15 protein-coding genes and 1 tRNA gene are annotated in these 17,645 nt (G+C 40.6%); 5 read left to right on the plus strand and 11 right to left on the minus strand.

Annotation, left to right across the window (positions count from 1 at the left end; all coding sequences use genetic code 11):
• Positions 1-43: 43 nt before the first annotated feature.
• Positions 44-316, minus strand: coding sequence for a hypothetical protein (locus tag R2H34_RS15540; RefSeq protein WP_004951410.1), 273 nt, complete (start codon positions 314-316; stop codon positions 44-46).
• Between the two features lie 385 nt (positions 317-701).
• Between R2H34_RS15540 and R2H34_RS15545 the strand changes: the two genes are divergently transcribed.
• Positions 702-777 (plus strand) — tRNA-Thr (locus tag R2H34_RS15545).
• Positions 778-781: 4 nt separating this feature from the next.
• On the opposite strand, the gene R2H34_RS15550 is transcribed toward R2H34_RS15545, so the two are convergent.
• From R2H34_RS15550 to R2H34_RS15565, 4 genes are all read right to left on the minus strand, one after another.
• Positions 782-1,201: a GFA family protein gene (locus tag R2H34_RS15550; protein WP_004964846.1), complete on the minus strand. Its 420-nt coding sequence runs from the start codon at positions 1,199-1,201 to the stop codon at positions 782-784.
• Positions 1,202-1,208: 7 nt separating this feature from the next.
• On the minus strand, positions 1,209-2,033 hold the full coding sequence (locus R2H34_RS15555) for an SAM-dependent methyltransferase (protein ID WP_004964848.1): 825 nt from the start codon (positions 2,031-2,033) through the stop codon (positions 1,209-1,211).
• Between the two features lie 2 nt (positions 2,034-2,035).
• On the minus strand, positions 2,036-3,334 hold the full coding sequence (locus tag R2H34_RS15560; RefSeq protein WP_026057365.1) for an FAD-dependent oxidoreductase: 1,299 nt from the start codon (positions 3,332-3,334) through the stop codon (positions 2,036-2,038).
• Between the two features lie 430 nt (positions 3,335-3,764).
• A complete protein-coding gene (locus R2H34_RS15565) occupies positions 3,765-4,625 on the minus strand; it encodes a pirin family protein (RefSeq protein WP_004964851.1) in 861 nt (286 codons plus the stop codon).
• Between the two features lie 287 nt (positions 4,626-4,912).
• Here R2H34_RS15565 and ycaC point away from each other — a divergent pair, with 287 nt between their 5' ends.
• The gene (ycaC, locus tag R2H34_RS15570; RefSeq protein WP_004964852.1) at positions 4,913-5,539 is read left to right on the plus strand and encodes an isochorismate family cysteine hydrolase YcaC; all 627 of its coding nucleotides are present in this window, start codon (positions 4,913-4,915) and stop codon (positions 5,537-5,539) included.
• Between the two features lie 73 nt (positions 5,540-5,612).
• Positions 5,613-6,539: a LysR substrate-binding domain-containing protein gene (locus tag R2H34_RS15575; RefSeq protein WP_087540977.1), complete on the plus strand. Its 927-nt coding sequence runs from the start codon at positions 5,613-5,615 to the stop codon at positions 6,537-6,539.
• Between the two features lie 69 nt (positions 6,540-6,608).
• Here R2H34_RS15575 and R2H34_RS15580 read toward each other — a convergent pair whose 3' ends face one another.
• Complete coding sequence (locus tag R2H34_RS15580; protein ID WP_004964855.1) at positions 6,609-8,057, minus strand: NAD-dependent succinate-semialdehyde dehydrogenase; 1,449 nt, start codon at positions 8,055-8,057, stop codon at positions 6,609-6,611.
• Positions 8,054-9,346 carry a 4-aminobutyrate--2-oxoglutarate transaminase gene (gabT, locus tag R2H34_RS15585; RefSeq protein WP_004964859.1) on the minus strand — a complete coding sequence of 431 codons (1,293 nt, stop codon included), beginning with the start codon at positions 9,344-9,346 and terminating at the stop codon, positions 8,054-8,056. Before gabT ends, R2H34_RS15580 begins: the two co-directional genes overlap by 4 nt.
• Before the next feature lie 154 nt (positions 9,347-9,500).
• On the opposite strand from gabT, the gene R2H34_RS15590 reads away from it, so the two are divergent.
• A complete protein-coding gene (locus tag R2H34_RS15590; RefSeq protein ID WP_318342345.1) occupies positions 9,501-11,000 on the plus strand; it encodes a PLP-dependent aminotransferase family protein in 1,500 nt (499 codons plus the stop codon).
• 72 nt (positions 11,001-11,072) lie between these two features.
• On the opposite strand, the gene R2H34_RS15595 is transcribed toward R2H34_RS15590, so the two are convergent.
• From R2H34_RS15595 to R2H34_RS15605, 3 genes are all read right to left on the minus strand, one after another.
• The gene (locus tag R2H34_RS15595) at positions 11,073-12,515 is read right to left on the minus strand and encodes an amino acid permease (RefSeq protein WP_005403379.1); all 1,443 of its coding nucleotides are present in this window, start codon (positions 12,513-12,515) and stop codon (positions 11,073-11,075) included.
• A gap of 506 nt (positions 12,516-13,021) precedes the next feature.
• Entirely contained in the window at positions 13,022-13,606 is a 585-nt protein-coding gene (gene ssb / locus R2H34_RS15600; protein ID WP_004909838.1) for a single-stranded DNA-binding protein, read from the minus strand.
• 52 nt (positions 13,607-13,658) lie between these two features.
• Positions 13,659-15,023, minus strand: coding sequence for an MFS transporter (locus R2H34_RS15605; protein WP_005403380.1), 1,365 nt, complete (start codon positions 15,021-15,023; stop codon positions 13,659-13,661).
• 194 nt (positions 15,024-15,217) lie between these two features.
• On the opposite strand from R2H34_RS15605, the gene R2H34_RS15610 reads away from it, so the two are divergent.
• Positions 15,218-16,372 carry an IS4 family transposase gene (locus tag R2H34_RS15610; protein ID WP_108565295.1) on the plus strand — a complete coding sequence of 385 codons (1,155 nt, stop codon included), beginning with the start codon at positions 15,218-15,220 and terminating at the stop codon, positions 16,370-16,372.
• Positions 16,373-16,440: 68 nt separating this feature from the next.
• On the opposite strand, the gene R2H34_RS15615 is transcribed toward R2H34_RS15610, so the two are convergent.
• Positions 16,441-17,523 carry a DUF475 domain-containing protein gene (locus R2H34_RS15615; protein WP_125298055.1) on the minus strand — a complete coding sequence of 361 codons (1,083 nt, stop codon included), beginning with the start codon at positions 17,521-17,523 and terminating at the stop codon, positions 16,441-16,443.
• Positions 17,524-17,645 lie beyond the last annotated feature (122 nt).

Consider the following 17,645-nt stretch of genomic DNA (forward strand, 5'->3'; position numbering starts at 1 on the left):
GGATAAATATTGATACTTCAACAAATCAGTCATATCTGTAGCTTTAATTTTTCGAAATGTTGTCCAATAACTCAGGCTCTAACATAAAAAACTCTCGCCCAAAGTGTTCAACATCCATTTCCGCAAGATTAATTTGATATTCAATCTCACCATTTAAAAATGATTGAGAAGTTTGAATCATTTTTCCCCAGCCCAATTCTCGCTCACAGTGTGTCAATAAAAAGTGATATACCTTCGCATCATTGATCTTCAATACAAAAGCAGTATCAGATAATTGAAGAATTGAGACATTTTCGGAATATTGCACATCAATCATGAACTATCCCTAATTTAAATGCAGAAATGCTTAATTCATATCAATACATAGAAAGCAAAAAAAATTCAATGAAAAAATGATTTTTTATATATTTGTTATATATTTAGTTTTAATTTTTGACACAAAAAAACCACATTTCTCGTGTTATGGCATAAAGTGTCACTCCTAATATTTATAAATATTTTCTAGGGCATCCCACTCATATAGTTCTGAATCGGGGCAAGTACTTTTGCAGTTTTAGCAGCTCTTCCCATACATCTCACTTTCAAACAAGCAAAAATTGATCAAAATTTGATATAAAAATTTTTAGTGGGGATAAATCGAATTATTTGCTCATTTTTTCGCTTGTTTTTTTCTACGGATTATCTATAATTCTCGCCACGTTGCCGGCATAGCTCAGTTGGTAGAGCAACTGACTTGTAATCAGTAGGTCCACAGTTCGAATCCGTGTGCCGGCACCATTTTCTACTTTTTCTTCCTCATCATTTTCTCAAAATGCAAAAGCTCTGGATTTAACATATCCCACTGATTTGCATGACTCACAAAAATTTCTGCTTGCGGTTGATACAAACTTGGATCATCCAAAGTTCCTGCACGAATCGAAATCATATCTGGTACTATTTCTGGTAACCCAAACATTTGCGAGCCGCATCTCGGGCAAAATGCACGTCGAATTGGCTTCCCAGATGCACCAAATGATTCAAAATAATGAAGTTCACCCTGAATATTGAGTTCTGATTGATGAAAAAATGCGATCGGCGCATATGCAGCACCTGTTGCTTTCTGACAATCTCGACAATGACAATTAAATTGATAATGTGGCTCTACACTAGCTTGATAACTGACCGCACCACATAAGCATGATCCTGAATATAAGACTGGCATATTATTTTCACTTTTTGACTGCACTCACCTGAATATACCGCACCAATCCATCATGGTAGAGCTTTGCACACAACTTGGCAGTCATCTCAATCTTAAGTTGAGCAAAATCAAACGGTTTTTTTATTGCGGTTTTATTTTTTATAAAATTTGAAAAACCGTTTAAAACGGGTTCTGAAAAATCTTGAATAATGATGTCATCTAGACCATTTTCTAGCAAGTTTAGACGCAATTTTGACTCTGTTTGAAGGTTTAAATCATTAACATCCGCAGCCTTTAATAAATAACGGTATTGTTGCTTTTGGAGTTGAGAACAGTTTTGCCAACGGTCAGACCACATTAAATAATGAAAAGCAATTCGTCCTTTTGAATTTAAAACTGATGATGCTGAGAGAAGAAATGAATTCAAATCACTGTGATAAGCTGCATCCAAACACAGCACCACATCAAATAAATTCAAAGTAACGGGTTGCTGTAAATCTAAAAAGGATTGGCAATAAATTTCAACCTGCGGTAACTCATGTTGAATTCGTTTGACACATTCAGCTTGCAGCTCCACTGCACTGAGTTGACGAACATGATACTGCTCAATCCAATGCAATAAACTTGCACCTTGCCCACATCCGAGATCTAAAACACGATCGGAACCTTTAAGCTGAACTGCCTCAGCGATTTGATCTGCTAACGTTTGACATGCTAAGGGATAATCCTGTAGCTGTTGCCAATATCCTAAATTACTCCAAGCAAGCCTAGATTCATCACCAAGTCGTTTTGCATCTATGGCATATTTATGCCCGATGAGGCTTTCAATCCATGCTTGCTTGAAGCGCTTCATATTTAGTAACCGAGTTCAGGTGCAACTTTAACTTGTGGTTTAAGTCCAACAAATGGAACTGGGGCACCTAAAATTTCTGCAATATGCATCGCAGAAGTCACTGCTGATTCTAAAATTGGCAAGCCATCACATGACCAAGAACCACAATAAAAGACCTTACGATTCTGTTGTAGATGACGTTGTTGAATCTCTTTATTCAAAGCAACAGTTTCTAAATCAACCACTGCTCGTGTCAATTTAACCTTAGAAATAATTTTCTTTGGATCGATGTCAATGACTGGACACCAAGTTTGGAACACTGCATTTTTTCCCACTAAAGATGGTTCAACTGCATTAATCCAAACTGTAAATTGTTGGCGGGTAAATTTACGATCCATCATATAGCTCAATACAGCCCAATCTTTACGACGTGCTGGCATGACGACAGGATCGGTATGAATCACCAAATCACCATCTTCAAATCTGAACTTTTTCAATATGTCGATGTCATCAGCAAATTGAGGCTGCTTTAAGAAATTCTCAATCACAGGTGTCGGCGTTGCAATCACAACACGGTCAAAAGCTTTGCTTTCACCTTGTCCATTGTCGACCAATACTTTATCGCTGTGCTCTTCAACCTTCTGAACGGGCGCACCACTATGAATTTCAATCCCTTCGATTAAACGATTCACCAAAGCAGGTGTTCCACCTTTCATTCGTAGTAGTGCTTCGCCTTCCGTCAATTGACGTACAAATTCAAGTAATGGTTTAGCTGGCCATTCACCAATGGTTTTAGGATGGCATGTACAAATGGTGTACAGCACTGGCATCACCGTACCATGCCAAAATACTTCTTCAATATGATATTGATTCATGAATTCAGCTAAGGTGATGTCTTGATTATCTGATTTGAAAAATTGATTAACAGCAGTTTTGAGTTGCAACATCCCTTTTACGAGACGCCAGCCATATTGCTGAATGCCTTTGCGGTTATTAATAATCGGAAAGTTACCAATTCGACTGCGCGAAGTGGTCAACCATGTGTCTGTTTTGTCTTCAAACAACCAACTACACGCCATAAACGTGCGCACTGGAAACGTTTCTATTCCTAAGTGACTGGCTAAACTTAAGGTATTCTTCCAAAGTTTAGGATTCATCACACGTAAGGGTGCATCAATAATACCACCATCGAATTCGATACTGTGGCTATCCATACCTCGTCCAGCGAGTGCTTCGAATATGGTTACTTTGTGCCCTGCATCATGTAGGATTCTGGCGGCAGCGAGTCCTGCCATTCCACTGCCAATAATTGCAATATCCAAAATTTTTGTCCCATCAGTTGATGATTTTTCTTGATTATGACTGATAGTTAACCCAAATGCCGTATTAAAAAATACCAGATTCAGCATTTAAGCCATACTTTTGTAGTAATAATGTCTTCATGTATTGTTACATTTAGCACAGCTGATTTTTTAATCGTAAGCTTATGAATAAATTAATTTTATTATTAAATGAATAATAAAAATATACAGATCGTTCTTTATTTTTCCATTTTTCACGCTGATCCCCCTTTGCAAGTCACAAAAATGGGGCTATTCTGATTACACAACAATGAAAACTGAGTCACATAATAAACTGCATAATTATAAGTGACATAACATTAAAATAATCAATAGAGGAACCTTATAGCCGAAAGCCCATAACGTCAAAGGAGTTATGGGCTTTCTTATATGAATCAATGTTTGGTTAAACTTAATTCATTATTCCAAACTTACCACGATTAAAATCATTAATTGCATCAACGATTTCCGCTTTATTGTTCATTACAAATGGACCATAACCTTCGATTGGTTCATTCAATGGTTGGCCAGTTAAGATCAAGAATTTACTGTTCTGAGTTGCTTGAACAGCAAAATCAATCTCTTCACGGCTTAACACGACTAAACTTGGAGAATCAATGGTTTGATTACTCAATACAACCTGACCTGACAACAGCACAAACAATGTGGTGTGTCCTTCAGGCACATAGAACGTATGGCTTTGACCTTCGATCAATTGACCATCCCAAACATTGACTGGACTAAATGTTGTTGCTGCACCTGCAAGGTCTTGGTATTCGCCCGCAATCACACGTAACTCGCTGCCCACATCATCTAATGCGATTTTCTGAATCTTGCTAGATTCAATCGCTTGATACTTTGCAGGTGTCATTTTTGAGTGTGCAGGTAAATTGACCCATAGTTGCACCATTTCAAACAAACCACCTTGCTGAGCAAACTCAGGAGAATGAAACTCTTGATGCAGAATTCCACAGCCAGCAGTCATCCACTGTACATCACCAGTTTTGATCGTACCGCCGCCACCTGCTGAGTCTTTGTGTGTCACTTCACCCTGATAAGCTATTGTTACAGTTTCGAATCCACGGTGTGGATGTGTACCCACGCCATGCTGAACTGTAGTTGGTTCAAAGCGATAAGGTGCTGCGTAGTCCAAAAGTAAAAAAGGACTGATTGTTTGCCCTAAGCGATCATAAGAAAATAAGTTGTACACTGGGAAACCATCACCCACCCAATGCATATGTTTATTTTGATAAATACCTGTAATCGTTTTCATCTTTTTACTCCTAAAGTGTAGAAGTTGCGATCTTGATGATTATTCTACGCCTCACGGAGACAGACTTATAGGCACAGGACAGCAACACATTATTTCATAAATAGGACAAATAACTTGGTCACAGGGTATAAATCAGGATGAGACTTAAATAATCCTATTTATAGTATTGTTTGTCTCATTTTTCAGACTTCTGAACCTAGAAAATTTCCAATAGCATAATTTTAATTTCAAGCTTCAATCGAAGCCTTTCTTTCAAAATCAACCTAAAACAACTTGAGAATAAAATCATGAGCCAAGACTATATTCGTTTAGATAAGAATAATGCGGCTGTGTTATTGGTCGATCATCAAACAGGCTTATTGTCATTAGTCCGCGATATCGATCCTGACAAATTTAAAAATAATGTGTTGGCACTTGCAGATGCTGCGAAATATTTTAATTTACCGACAATCCTAACAACAAGTTTTGAAAATGGTCCAAATGGTCCCCTCGTTCCTGAACTTAAAGAAATGTTCCCCGATGCGCCTTATATTGCGCGTCCAGGTCAGATTAATGCATGGGACAATGAAGATTTCGTTAAAGCGGTTAAAGCAACTGGCAAAAAACAATTGATTATTGCAGGTGTTGTGACTGAAGTTTGTGTGGCTTTCCCAACACTATCAGCACTTGCTGAAGAATTTGAAGTTTTTGTAATTACCGATGCTTCAGGTGCGTTTAATGAGTTGACTCGTGATGCAGCATGGGATCGTATGTCTAAAGCGGGTGCTCAATTAATGACATGGTTTGGTATGGCGTGTGAGTTACATCGTGTCTGGCGTAATGATATTGAAGGATTGGGAACATTATTCTCAAACCACATTCCAGATTATCGTAATTTGATCAACAGCTATAATCAAAACACTAATCAAAAATAATTGACCTGCTCCATCAGTTGAGAATAGTTCATGCTATTCTCAACTGAATAGTTATAGGATTTGATCTGCCTTGATGAACTCATTTGATGATTATTATTATTTCTATCTAGTGGTAAAACATGGTGGGTTTAGTGCTGCAAGTGAAGCAGAAAATATCAGCAAATCAAAGCTCAGCCGCCGTATCATTGACCTAGAAAATAAATTTAATGTCAGCCTCATTCAGCGTACAACTCGACATTTTAAAGTGACCGAATTAGGTCAAGAATTTTATGAAGAGTGCTGTAAAGTCATCACTCAAGTTGAGTGTGCGGAAAATGTCTTACTCAAACAAAAAAGCGAACCACAAGGCTTAGTTAAAATTAGCTGTCCACCGTTAATGATGCATTTTCAAATTCGCAAAATCCTCAATCAATTTTTAAAAACCTATCCTAAAGTAGAAATATCACTTGAGCTCACCAGTCGACGAGTGGATATTTTACATGATGATATTGATCTCGCGATTCGAACCAATTTTGAACCAAATGAAGATTCTAATTTAATTGTTCGAGATGTCATTAAAACAGATCATTGTCTAGTTGCCTCCCCTGAGTTACTCCAAGGTCGCAGCATCAAGCATTTTTCTGATCTTAAAGATTATCCAAGCATTAGCCTAGGCACCCAAAAAGCAAATTATATTTGGCATTTTTGCAATACTCGCACAGGGGAAACGATGGATGTTCCCTATCAACCGCGAATCAAAAGTAATGATTTGGCCGGTGTGTATTATGCAGTAGCAGATGGTTTAGGTATCGCTGACCTACCATTCTTAACTGTGGAATCCGACATTCGCAAAGGTAAACTGATTCATTTGATGCCTGAATGGAAATCTAATATTGGGACCTTGCAATTGGTCTACGTATCTCGAAAAGGACAACGCCTTGTCGTCGAACGCCTGATCGAAACCTTGATTGAACATTTAAGAAGTTTGTCTGAGAGCCACAAAGGTTATCTTTCGGCTTAATAAAAAAACGGTCATGAATGGGCATGACCGTTTTTATCGAACACATTTGAGTGTTCAGTTATCCAAGATTTACTCAGATAAATCCACACAGAGGTATTTCATTTCGAGATATTCCTCAATGCCGAATTTTGAACCTTCACGACCTAAGCCTGATTGTTTAACTCCACCAAATGGCGCAACTTCATTTGAAATTGCTCCTGTGTTAATTCCAACCATGCCATATTCAAGTGCCTCACCAACACGCCATTGACGAGCTGCGCTTTGAGTAAACACATATGCGGCCAAACCAAATTCCGTATCATTTGCCATGGCTACGGCTTCGTCTTCAGTTTTGAAACGGAATAACGGCGCCAGTGGACCAAAGGTCTCTTCTTTAGATACTCTCATGTCTTGAGTGACGTTGGTCAGTACCGTCGGTTCAAAGAAAGTGCCACCGAGTGCTGAACGCTGACCACCAATACGTATTGTCGCGCCTTTTGAAGTCGCATCAGCAATATGTGACTGGACTTTGGCAATCGCATCTTCATCAATCAATGGACCTTGCGTTGATGTTTCCTGACGACCATCACCGACTTGTAGCTTAGCCACAGCTTCAACTAACCTATCCGCCAAAGCATCGTAGATACCATCTTGTACATAAATTCGATTCGCACATACGCAAGTCTGACCACTATTGCGATATTTACTCGCCATAATGCCCTGAACGGCTTGATCGAGATTGGCATCATCAAACACCAATACAGGTGCATTACCACCCAATTCGAGCGATAACTTCTTAATCGTCGGCGCACATTGCTGCATTAAAATGCGCCCCACTTGGGTTGAACCTGTAAAGCTCAACTTACGTACAATATCGCTCTCGCACAGTGTTTTGCCAACTTCAATCGCATCACCACTGATATTTAACAAGATATCGGCAGGCAAACCTGCTTTGAGAGCTAACACTTCCAGTGCATATGCAGTCAAAGGCGTTTGTTCAGCCGGTTTGACCAACATCGAACAACCCGCCGCAATTGCTGGTGCAGCTTTACGTGTGATCATCGCCGCAGGGAAGTTCCACGGCGTAATCGCAGCAGTCACCCCGATTGCTTGTTTAATAACAAGTAAACGTTGATTTGGCAATGTTGGCGTTAACACTTCACCATCAATACGACGAGCTTGCTCAGCAAACCAACGGATGAATGAAGCGGCATAACCAATTTCACCACGAGCTTCAGCCAACGGTTTACCTTGTTCGGCAGTTAAAATCTGTGCAAGATTTTCTTTATGCTCAAGCATCAACTGATACCATGCCCAAAGCACATCGGCACGAACTAAAGCAGTTTGCTTTTTCCATGCAGCTTGGGCTTGGGCTGAACGCTGAATCGCGGCTTCAACACCAGCACGGTCATAACTTTTCACCCATGCCAGTGTTTCACCTGTCGCAGCATCTTTCACTTCGATATCGTTATGAGCCGCAGGTGCAGCTAATGAAATATCGGGGTGCTGTAATAAATACTGCAAATTGTTTTGAATCATGCAGATTGCTCCACTGCTTGTGCACTGTCTGCTGTTAATGCTGCAAAACCTTGTTTTAAAATATCGAGACCTTGACGGAATTGCTCAGCAGGAATGGTTAACGGATATAGGAAACGAATAACATTACCGTATTTACCACAAGTGAGAATCAATAAACCATGTTCCATTGCATAACTTTGTACTGCTTTTGCTTGTTCAGCTGTTTCTAGCTCTGCAGCGACCATTGAACCCAAAGCACGAATTTGAGTAACAACATCGCCTGAAGTTTCTTGAATTTCTTTTAAAACAGTAACCAACTCTGTACCTAGCTCATTGGCACGATCACATAAGTTTTCTTCTTCGATTGCATCAATCACCGCATGAGCAGCAGCAACTGCAATTGGGCTACCTGCATAGGTGCCACCCAAACCGCCTGGGTTTGGTGCATCCATCACTTCGGCACGCCCCACTACACCTGAGATTGGGAAACCACCACCCAAGCTTTTCGCCATCGTAATCAAATCTGCTTTGGTTTCATAATGATTCATGGCAAATAATTTGCCTGTGCGCGCAAAACCAGATTGCACTTCATCAGCGACCAATAAAATACCGTGCTTATCACACAAAGCACGTAAGCGTTTTAAGAATTCGGCAGGTACAACGTTGAAACCACCTTCACCTTGTACAGGTTCAAGCACAATTGCCGCGACGTCATGTGGGGCAATATCTTCGCTAAAAATATCTTCAACACTTTCAATCGCTGCTGCAACTGAAATACCTTTTTCTGGCACAGGATAACGCGCATGGAATACACCTGCTGGCATCACACCAAAGTCACGTTTATATGGTGCTGTTTTACCTGTCATTGCCATAGTCATAAATGAGCGTCCATGGAAACCATTACCAAAAGTAATGATACCGTGACGACCTGTATATGAACGTGCAATCTTCACTGCATTTTCAACTGCTTCTGCGCCTGTAGTGAAAAATGCTGTTTTCGCTGCACCTGCGATCGGCGCGCGCTGATTAATGCGTTCAGCCAAAGCAACATAACTTTCATAAGGTGTCACTTGATAAGCCGTATGGGTAAATTTAGTCAGTTGCTCTGTGACAGCCGCGATCACTTTCGGATGACGATGGCCTGTATTGAGTACTGCAATACCACCTGCAAAATCGATATATTGCTTGCCTTCCTTGTCCCAAATGGTTGCATTTTCAGCTTTTTCTGCATACCACTGACACATCACACCGACGCCACGTGGCGTTGCTTGCTGTTTGCGTGTATTCAGTGCAGAATGTTGAGTATCCATTTTATTCCCTCATATCTCATCATCAGTTACAGCTTTGGTCGTACATCCTAGGGGTCGATTTTTAGGATGCGATACAATGACTGCCTATAGCTGTAATTTCGCTCGTCTCAAGGCAAGAGACGAGAGCCATTTTTAAACTGTAGGAGAGAGCCAATTGCGTAGTTTACTTGGAGATCATTTGCTGCAAAGGCTCCAACAAGACACGGAGGGAAAACTACATCAACGCCTTTTTCGATGTCTACGTGGTGCAATCATAGAAGGCGTCATTCAACCGATGACGCGCTTACCTGCGTCACGTGATTTAGCCAGTGAAATTCATGTCTCTCGAAACACTGTGCTGAGTGCTTATGAGCAGTTACAAGCAGAAGGATATTTAGAAGCACGTACAGGACATGGAACTTGGGTCGCAGAAAAACTCCCTGAAAGTTTCTTAAACACCAAAAATAAAAAGAAAAAACCTGAACTCCCTAATATCCAAAGTTCATATGTACTATCACAACGTGGCTCAAACTTATTGGGCTATGCTGCTGCATCACTGCATCAATGGGGAGCTTTTGTACCCGGGGCACCTGATGTCACTGAGTTTCCACATCATATTTTTAGTCGTATTCAAGCACGTTTAAGTCGTGAACCTGATGTGAATCGACTGATTTATAGCAATGCTGGGGGATGTATTGAACTTCGGAGTGCTTTGGCAGATTACTTAAAAGTCGCCCGCTCTGTGCAATGTGATGCAGATCAAATCATTATCACCGAAGGCATTCATCAAGCGATTGACTTAGTTTCTCGTGCGCTGAGTGACATTGGTGATCGTGTTTGGATTGAAGATCCCGCATATTGGGGAATGCGTAACACACTCAGGATCAATGGCTTGGATATTCAACCTATGCCCGTTGATGCAGAAGGTATTATTCCTGAAAACAATCCAACTCAACCGCCTAAACTGATCTTTGTTACCCCTTCTCATCAATATCCTTTAGGCTCTCATCTCAGTGTAAATCGACGCAAAGAATTGATTCAAATTGCTCGTCAACACAACAGTTGGATCGTAGAAGATGATTATGACAGTGAGTTTAGATTCTCAGGACAACCTTATCCCTCCTTGCAGGGTTTAGAAAATAATGCCCCTGTGCTCTACATGGGTACCTTCAGTAAAACCATTTATCCATCACTCAGAATTGGATATCTCGTTGTGCCTAAACCCTTGTTCTCATCTTTAAGAATCGTGGCAGCAGAACTATATCGTGGTGGGCATTTGCTTGAACAAAAAGCACTCGCTGAATTTATTCGTGAAGGTCATTATGAAGCGCACATTCGACGTATGCGCCTACTGTATGGCAAACGCCGGGATTATCTGGTCAGTTTGATCAAACGCTATCTAGGTACTGAATTTCTACATGAATATGATGAAGCCGCAGGCTTACATTTGGTTCTCAAATTACCAAGTGATTGTGATGATGTCGCGATTACCAGTAAAGCCTTAGAACGAGGCGTGAAAGTTCGCCCATTGTCGCAATATTACATGCAATCACATGCTCTCGCTGAACGTGGACTGTTGATGGGCTTCGCCTGTGTTAATGAAAAAGACATGGTGATGGCTTTTGGTGTGTTATTGCAATGCTTACGAGAAGCAGGTGTTCCCACGCTCAATTGATGCTGTTTTACGATTGTCGTATCTAAAAAAAAGAGCCTCATGATTTGAGGCTCTTTTTACTTTTAAACGAACTTAGACCAATTTTTCTTCATGCACTTGGCTCAGGTGAGATGCTCGACGCTCTTCACCCCAACGCAATTTTTGCGAGACAAAACCAAAGAACACAATAATTCCAAAGAGCGCTGTGGTGTAAATGACTTCTTTAAAATAGGTTCCCTCTATTAACATGGTGAGAATTGCACCGATAATGGCAAATATCACGAGATAAGTGATATAAGGGAATAACCACATTTTAAATTCAATTTTTGTGCCCTCTGCTTCAAGCTTTTTACGCATACGAAGCTGAGAATAAGCAATGGTTAAATACACATACAGTGTTGCTGCACCTGTAGTTAACATGAAAAAGTCATATACATTCATACTTTCGGTAGCCGTTAAAATCACAGCAATTACCGAGAAAAAGCATGACACAATCACCCCAACCCAAGGGCTGCTCTTGCTATTTACAGAACCAAAACTTTTCGGTGCATCACCACGTTTTGATAATGAAAATAGCATACGTGAACAGGTATACAATGCTGAGTTAAAACAACTACATACTGAAGTTAGCACCACGAAATTCACGATATGACGTGCTTCTGGAATACCGAGTGCCGTTAAAGTCACACTATAAGTTCCCCAAGTTGAGTCTTTTAATAACTCGTTATTATGTGGAATCAAACAAACCGCGACAAACATTGAACCGACGTAAAATAATACAATTCGCCAAACCACTGAATTTGAGGCTTTACGAATTTCTTTCGATGGATTTTCTGATTCAGCGGCTGCAACCGTGACAATTTCAGCTCCAATATAGGCAAACATAACTCCAAGTAATGCCGTAATCACTGACGATACGCCATTTGGCATAAAACCTTGAGCGGTTAGATTACTGATCCCAGAAGCAGACGTATCACCCCACGGCCATAAATGCATGATCGCTAAGCTACCGATCACCAAAAACACCACGATCGCAATGACTTTGATCAAAGCAAACCAAAACTCAAACTCACCATAGTTTTTGACGTTTTGTAAGTTGACTGCAACTAATCCGCCGATGACCAAGACCATATAAGCCCAAATCGGGATAAAGGGAAACCAACTATTCAGAATTTTACCTGCGACATAGGCTTCCCATCCCATCAACATCGCCAAGGTACACCAATACAACCATCCAATTGAAAAGCCTGCCCACCGACCAATTGCACGGTCAGCATAAGTTGAAAATGAACCGCTGTCTGGGTTTAACACCGCCATTTCACCCAACATACGCATGATGAACCAAACCAGTAAACCACCTAAGGCATAGGTTAGAAAGACCACTGGTCCTGTGTTGTAAATAATACTGCCTGAACCGACAAATAAAGAACCACCGATCACACCTGCAATTGAAATCATCGTGAGGTGGCGTGACTGTAGCCCGTGTTTTAGACCTTGGGAGAGATTGGCTTCAGAACCATTTTGATGTGCTGCCATATCATTTTCCTTAATATATTGAAGGTATTAGCGGCTTTTGGCATCACATACACCATGCCGCAAATACCTCCTAAAAACTGTGTCGTTCAACCTATTCCGTCCAGAATGGAATAAGGATTAAAAACGACGCTTCCGCATGCATACTTTCTATGGCTTTAATTTGTCGTTTCGGCTCTGAAGAAACGAGAGCCATTTTTAGAATAACAGAGAGAGCCAATTGTAAAAATAATGCTCAATCTCGGCGAGTTTTTTAAACAATATTGAAAGGAAACATCATCAAATTAAAAAATACAACATCAAATTAATTAAAATAAATCAGTGATTTAATATATCAACCCCTTCTTTAAAATCCTTTCTAAAAATAAAATCTGAATCGAAATAGAAATTTGTCTAGACCCTAAACTTCGATTCAGCTCCATTTAAACTTGGCTTCTAGTTTCAATAAATCTCCATAAAAAAACCTCTTTTCGGATCAGGAAAAGAGGTTTTTCATGTCTTTTAACTGATTAGAACGGTAAATCATCATCTAAGTCAGCTGGAGCAGCAGCAGGTTGAGGTGCGGCTTTTGGTGTATTAAAACCATTACCTGCTTGCGGACTGCCTGCATAATTGCCCTGATTTCCACCACCAAAACCGCCACCTTGACCATAACCATTTTGGTTGTTGTTATAGCCTGTATTTTGGTAGCCACCGCCTTGATTGTTGTTAAAACGCGGTTGGTTAAAATCATTACCCGCTTGATGCTCACCACCTTGCTGGCGAGAATCGAGCATTTGCATTTGGTCACCACGAATTTCGGTGCTGTAACGCTCTTGACCATTTTGGTCTGTCCATTGGCGCGTACGCAATGAACCTTCGATATAAACTTTCGAACCTTTACGTAAGTATTGCTGTGCAATTTCACCTAAACGGTTATGCAATACGATACGATGCCATTCTGTTTGTTCTTTTCGTTCGCCTGTATTTTTATCTGTCCACGATTCACTTGTTGCAATCGAAAATTGGGTCAGTGATCCACCATTTGGAAAGGTTTTTGTCTCAGGATCTTTACCCAAAGTACCGACTAAAATAACTTTATTCACACCACGCATTAGCTTGTCTACGTCCTATCTATTTCTATGTTTTACTTTATAAGAGTTATGCTTAAATGGCTACCTCTTTACCCAACAAGTGCGTTAAATCTTGTCGCGCAGCATCATCTAGATGTTGTTTATCGACCTTAATATAAGCAACTTGTTGCTCAGACATCACCACGACTTCTTCAATACCACGAATTGCCAGTAATTTTGAAGACCATTCATCTGTTTGTTGCGCTTCAGGTAGTCGAAGCACGATTGAAGACAAATATCTTGGTTGAGACAACCCAAAACTAACCAGCAGCCATAGTATAGCAATCCCCGTTAACACACTCCAGCCAAGCGCCGTATTCTGTAACATCAAAAGCTGACCGCCCAATGTTCCACCAAAAAAAGCACCTAAAAACTGACTACTTGCATTGACACCCATCGCAGTGGCTTTGGACTGAATCGGAGCGACCTTCGATAACCAAGAAGGCAATAAAGCTTCCATGACATTGAAGGCAATAAAGAAAATTCCTAAGCCTGTTAGCAACACATATTTCGATTCATAACCAAAAATGAGAATTAACAAGCCCCCAATAATGCCTGCGATTGCAGATAGAAAAATCCCACGCATCTTGCGGTACTTTTCCGCAATGATGATGCTCGGAAATGCAAAAAACAAACTCACCAATAACAAGGGCAAGTAAATCAAACCATGTTTTGCTAAAGGAATTTGTGCGTAGTCGATTAATTGCGAAGGGATGTAAATAAACATTGCAGTGAGCAATAAATGCAATGAGAACACTGACACATGCAAGCGATTTAAATCGCCCATTTGAATCACTTGTTTTAGTTGTGCCCAATAACCTTGTTGAAAATTTCGATGATGGCGAGTGACTTTCGGCACCAATAACAACATTAAGATCGCGGCTAATCCCATGATGGTCGTGACAAAAAATAAACCTGAGATTCCGACTAAACTCGTCAACCACGGCCCTAAACTAAATGCCACCACAAAAGACAAGCCAATACTCATACCCATGGCTGCCATTGCTTTCGTTCGTTGCTCTTCACGGGTTACATCTGCCAACAAGGCCATCACAACTGCCGAAACAGCACCAGCACCCGCAATCGCACGACCGATGATTACACCATAGATCGTCTCGGAAAACCCTGCTATCGCACCGCCAATCGCAAACAATAGCAGTCCGAGAACAACCAGTGGCTTACGACTAAAACGATCTGCCAACAAGCTAAAGGGAATCTGTAAGATCGCCTGCGTTAAGCCATACACCCCGACAGCTAAACCGATCAAAGCAGGTGTTGCGTATTGATATGATTGCCCTGCAACTGAAAAAACAGGAATAATCATGAACAAGCCCAACATGCGTAAGGCAAAAATGCTACTTAAGGCAAAGGTTGAACGACGTTCTAAAGCATTCATCATTGACTAGACACTAAAACTGGCTCAAAGGATTATAAGCTATTCCTTTTAAAGCGTTGAAAAAATAACAATCGAATAAATAAAAAAGGGACGTTACCGCACTACTGTCCCATAGTTTGCTTTAAATAAAAAAACCTGAGTCTAAATAGTTAAAATATGAGTGCAAACAAACACTTTAACTATAAAGGACTCAGGTTTTGTCACATCAGAATACCGTATTTCATCAATTACTCAAACCCATTCTAAGACAAGATTTTGAACGTCTGGCTAAACTGCACCACTCTGGGCAAAAATTAAGATCAGCCACCCGCTGGGATCAGTTTGTTGCCATATTGATGTCCCAACTTTCTTGTCGGCAAAGCTTAAGAGACATTCAATCCAATCTCGAATCCCAGCAGGAAAAGCTCTATCATCTTGGCGCGAAGAGAATTGCGCGAAGCACCTTAGCAAGACTCAACGAAGAACAGCCCGCCAGCCTGTATCAGCAATTGTTCACACAGCTGCTTCAGCGCTGTGAAAACTCTAAAACTGCACATAAATTTAGATTCAAAAATCCACTGTATTCACTAGATGCCAGTCATATTGATCTTTCACTGTCATTGTGCGAATGGGCAAAAGTGCATGAATCCAAAGCCAGTATTAAACTCAGTGTTGGCTTAAATCACAGCAATACCATTCCTGAATTTGTAGCGCTTGGGGATGGTATTGAAAATGATATGGTGCAAGGCAGAGCATTTAAATTTCCTGCTGGCAGCATTATCGTCTTTGATAAAGGATATGTTGATTATCAATGGTTTGCTCAGTTGACACTTCAGAACGTCAGCTTTGTAACCCGGCTACGCCCAAAGACAGTTTATCAAGTTAAATCAAGCCGCAGCGTATTAGAGACTAAAGGGATTATTGCGGATGAATGTATTGAATTGAGCAGTGCGCATGCCAAGAAAAGAGGCGCACCTGAATTATTAAGACGTATAGAGTTTTATGATACAGATAAGAAAAGAACATTCGAATTTCTGAGCAACAACTTTCATCTGGCAGCATCCACCATTGCTGCAATTTATAAAGACCGCTGGAAGATTGAGTTATTCTTTAAAGCCATCAAGCAGAATTTAAAACTGAAGTCATTTCTAGGTCGAAGCCGCAATGCGATACAAACGCAAATATGGATTGCATTAATTGCCTATTTGCTGGTGAACTTCGCTAAACACATGGCACAAGAAGGATGGAGTGTTCAGCGTTTACTGAGAATTATTCAGGTCAATTTATTTGAAAGGAAACTTTTAAGGTCACTCTTTGTGCCTGATAAAAAATGGCGAAAACAAGAAGAACCTCAATTGAGGTTCTTCTTGTGATATTTGTGGGACAGCAGTGACGTTACCGTCCCTTTAAAAGATCTTAAGTGATCAAACTGAAACTAATCTTAAGAGCTTAGCTTCTGTCGTTTACTGTATTGGATCGAGGCAATTACCGCCCAAACAATAAATGCGACACCAATCAAACCAGTCACCACTTCAGGTACATGTAAACCTGTACCACTAGCAATCATAATGAATGCCAATGCACCAATCGCATAGTGCGCACCATGTTCAAGGAAGATGTAAGCATCTAAAGTGCCTTTCTCAACCAGATAGATCGTCATCGAACGGACGAAGATCGCACCAATCGCAAGACCCAACATAATGATCACAACATCACTGGTAATCGCAAATGCGCCAATAACACCATCAAAACTGAACGATGCATCTAGGACTTCAAGATATAAGAAACCACCAAAACCTGCTTTGACAACACCTGATGCAGCCCCATTGCCATCATGCATTACGGCATTACCGTGTTCATCAATTTCAGGTTCACCACCCAATAAATGACTGAGAACTTGCACACCGATATAAACCACGATCCCCCAGATTCCAGCCATCGTCACTACCAGACGTTTGCTTTCCTCAACATTCGCCGCCATGATTAACATCGCAACCAAAGCAATGAAAACAGACATCGCAGGAACACTTGCAAGATGTGAGAGTTTAGATTCGATCCAACGGAACCAATGAGTTTCCTTTTCATCATCGAAGAAGAAATTCAAGAACACCATCAATAAGAAAGTACCACCAAAGGCTGCAATTTCTGCATGATGTTCCATCAAACGAGCTGAATAAGACTTCGGATCGTTAAGTGCCAATTTTACGACTTCCATCATGCCCATATCTGCTGTGACAGCAACAATCACGACAGGGAAAACCAAGCGCATACCAAATACGGCAATTAAAATACCCACCGTTAAGAAGATCATTTTCCAGAAATGATCCCAATTACGGAGTACTGATGCGTTGACCACGGCATTATCAAAAGAGAGAGAGACTTCCATCACTGCCAAAATTGCAGTAATAGTTAATGCTTTCAGCATTGTTACAATACCTGCTTCTGGGCCATGCGTATAGCCCCAGTAAGCAGATAGTGCTAAACACACTACTGTAAAGAAAATTGAGAAACGAAAATGCTTCATGAGCAACCTTTTATTCGAAATCGTTTGGGTAGAAAAATGTGACTATTGTAGGCGAGTTTTGACCGAAAGACAGAAAAGATTGTTGGACTTATTTTGAGATCAAATACGATCAAAGCTAAGTT

Source organism: Acinetobacter sp. 16, from assembly GCF_033439925.1.
GTDB classification, from domain to species: Bacteria; Pseudomonadota; Gammaproteobacteria; order Pseudomonadales; family Moraxellaceae; genus Acinetobacter; species Acinetobacter junii.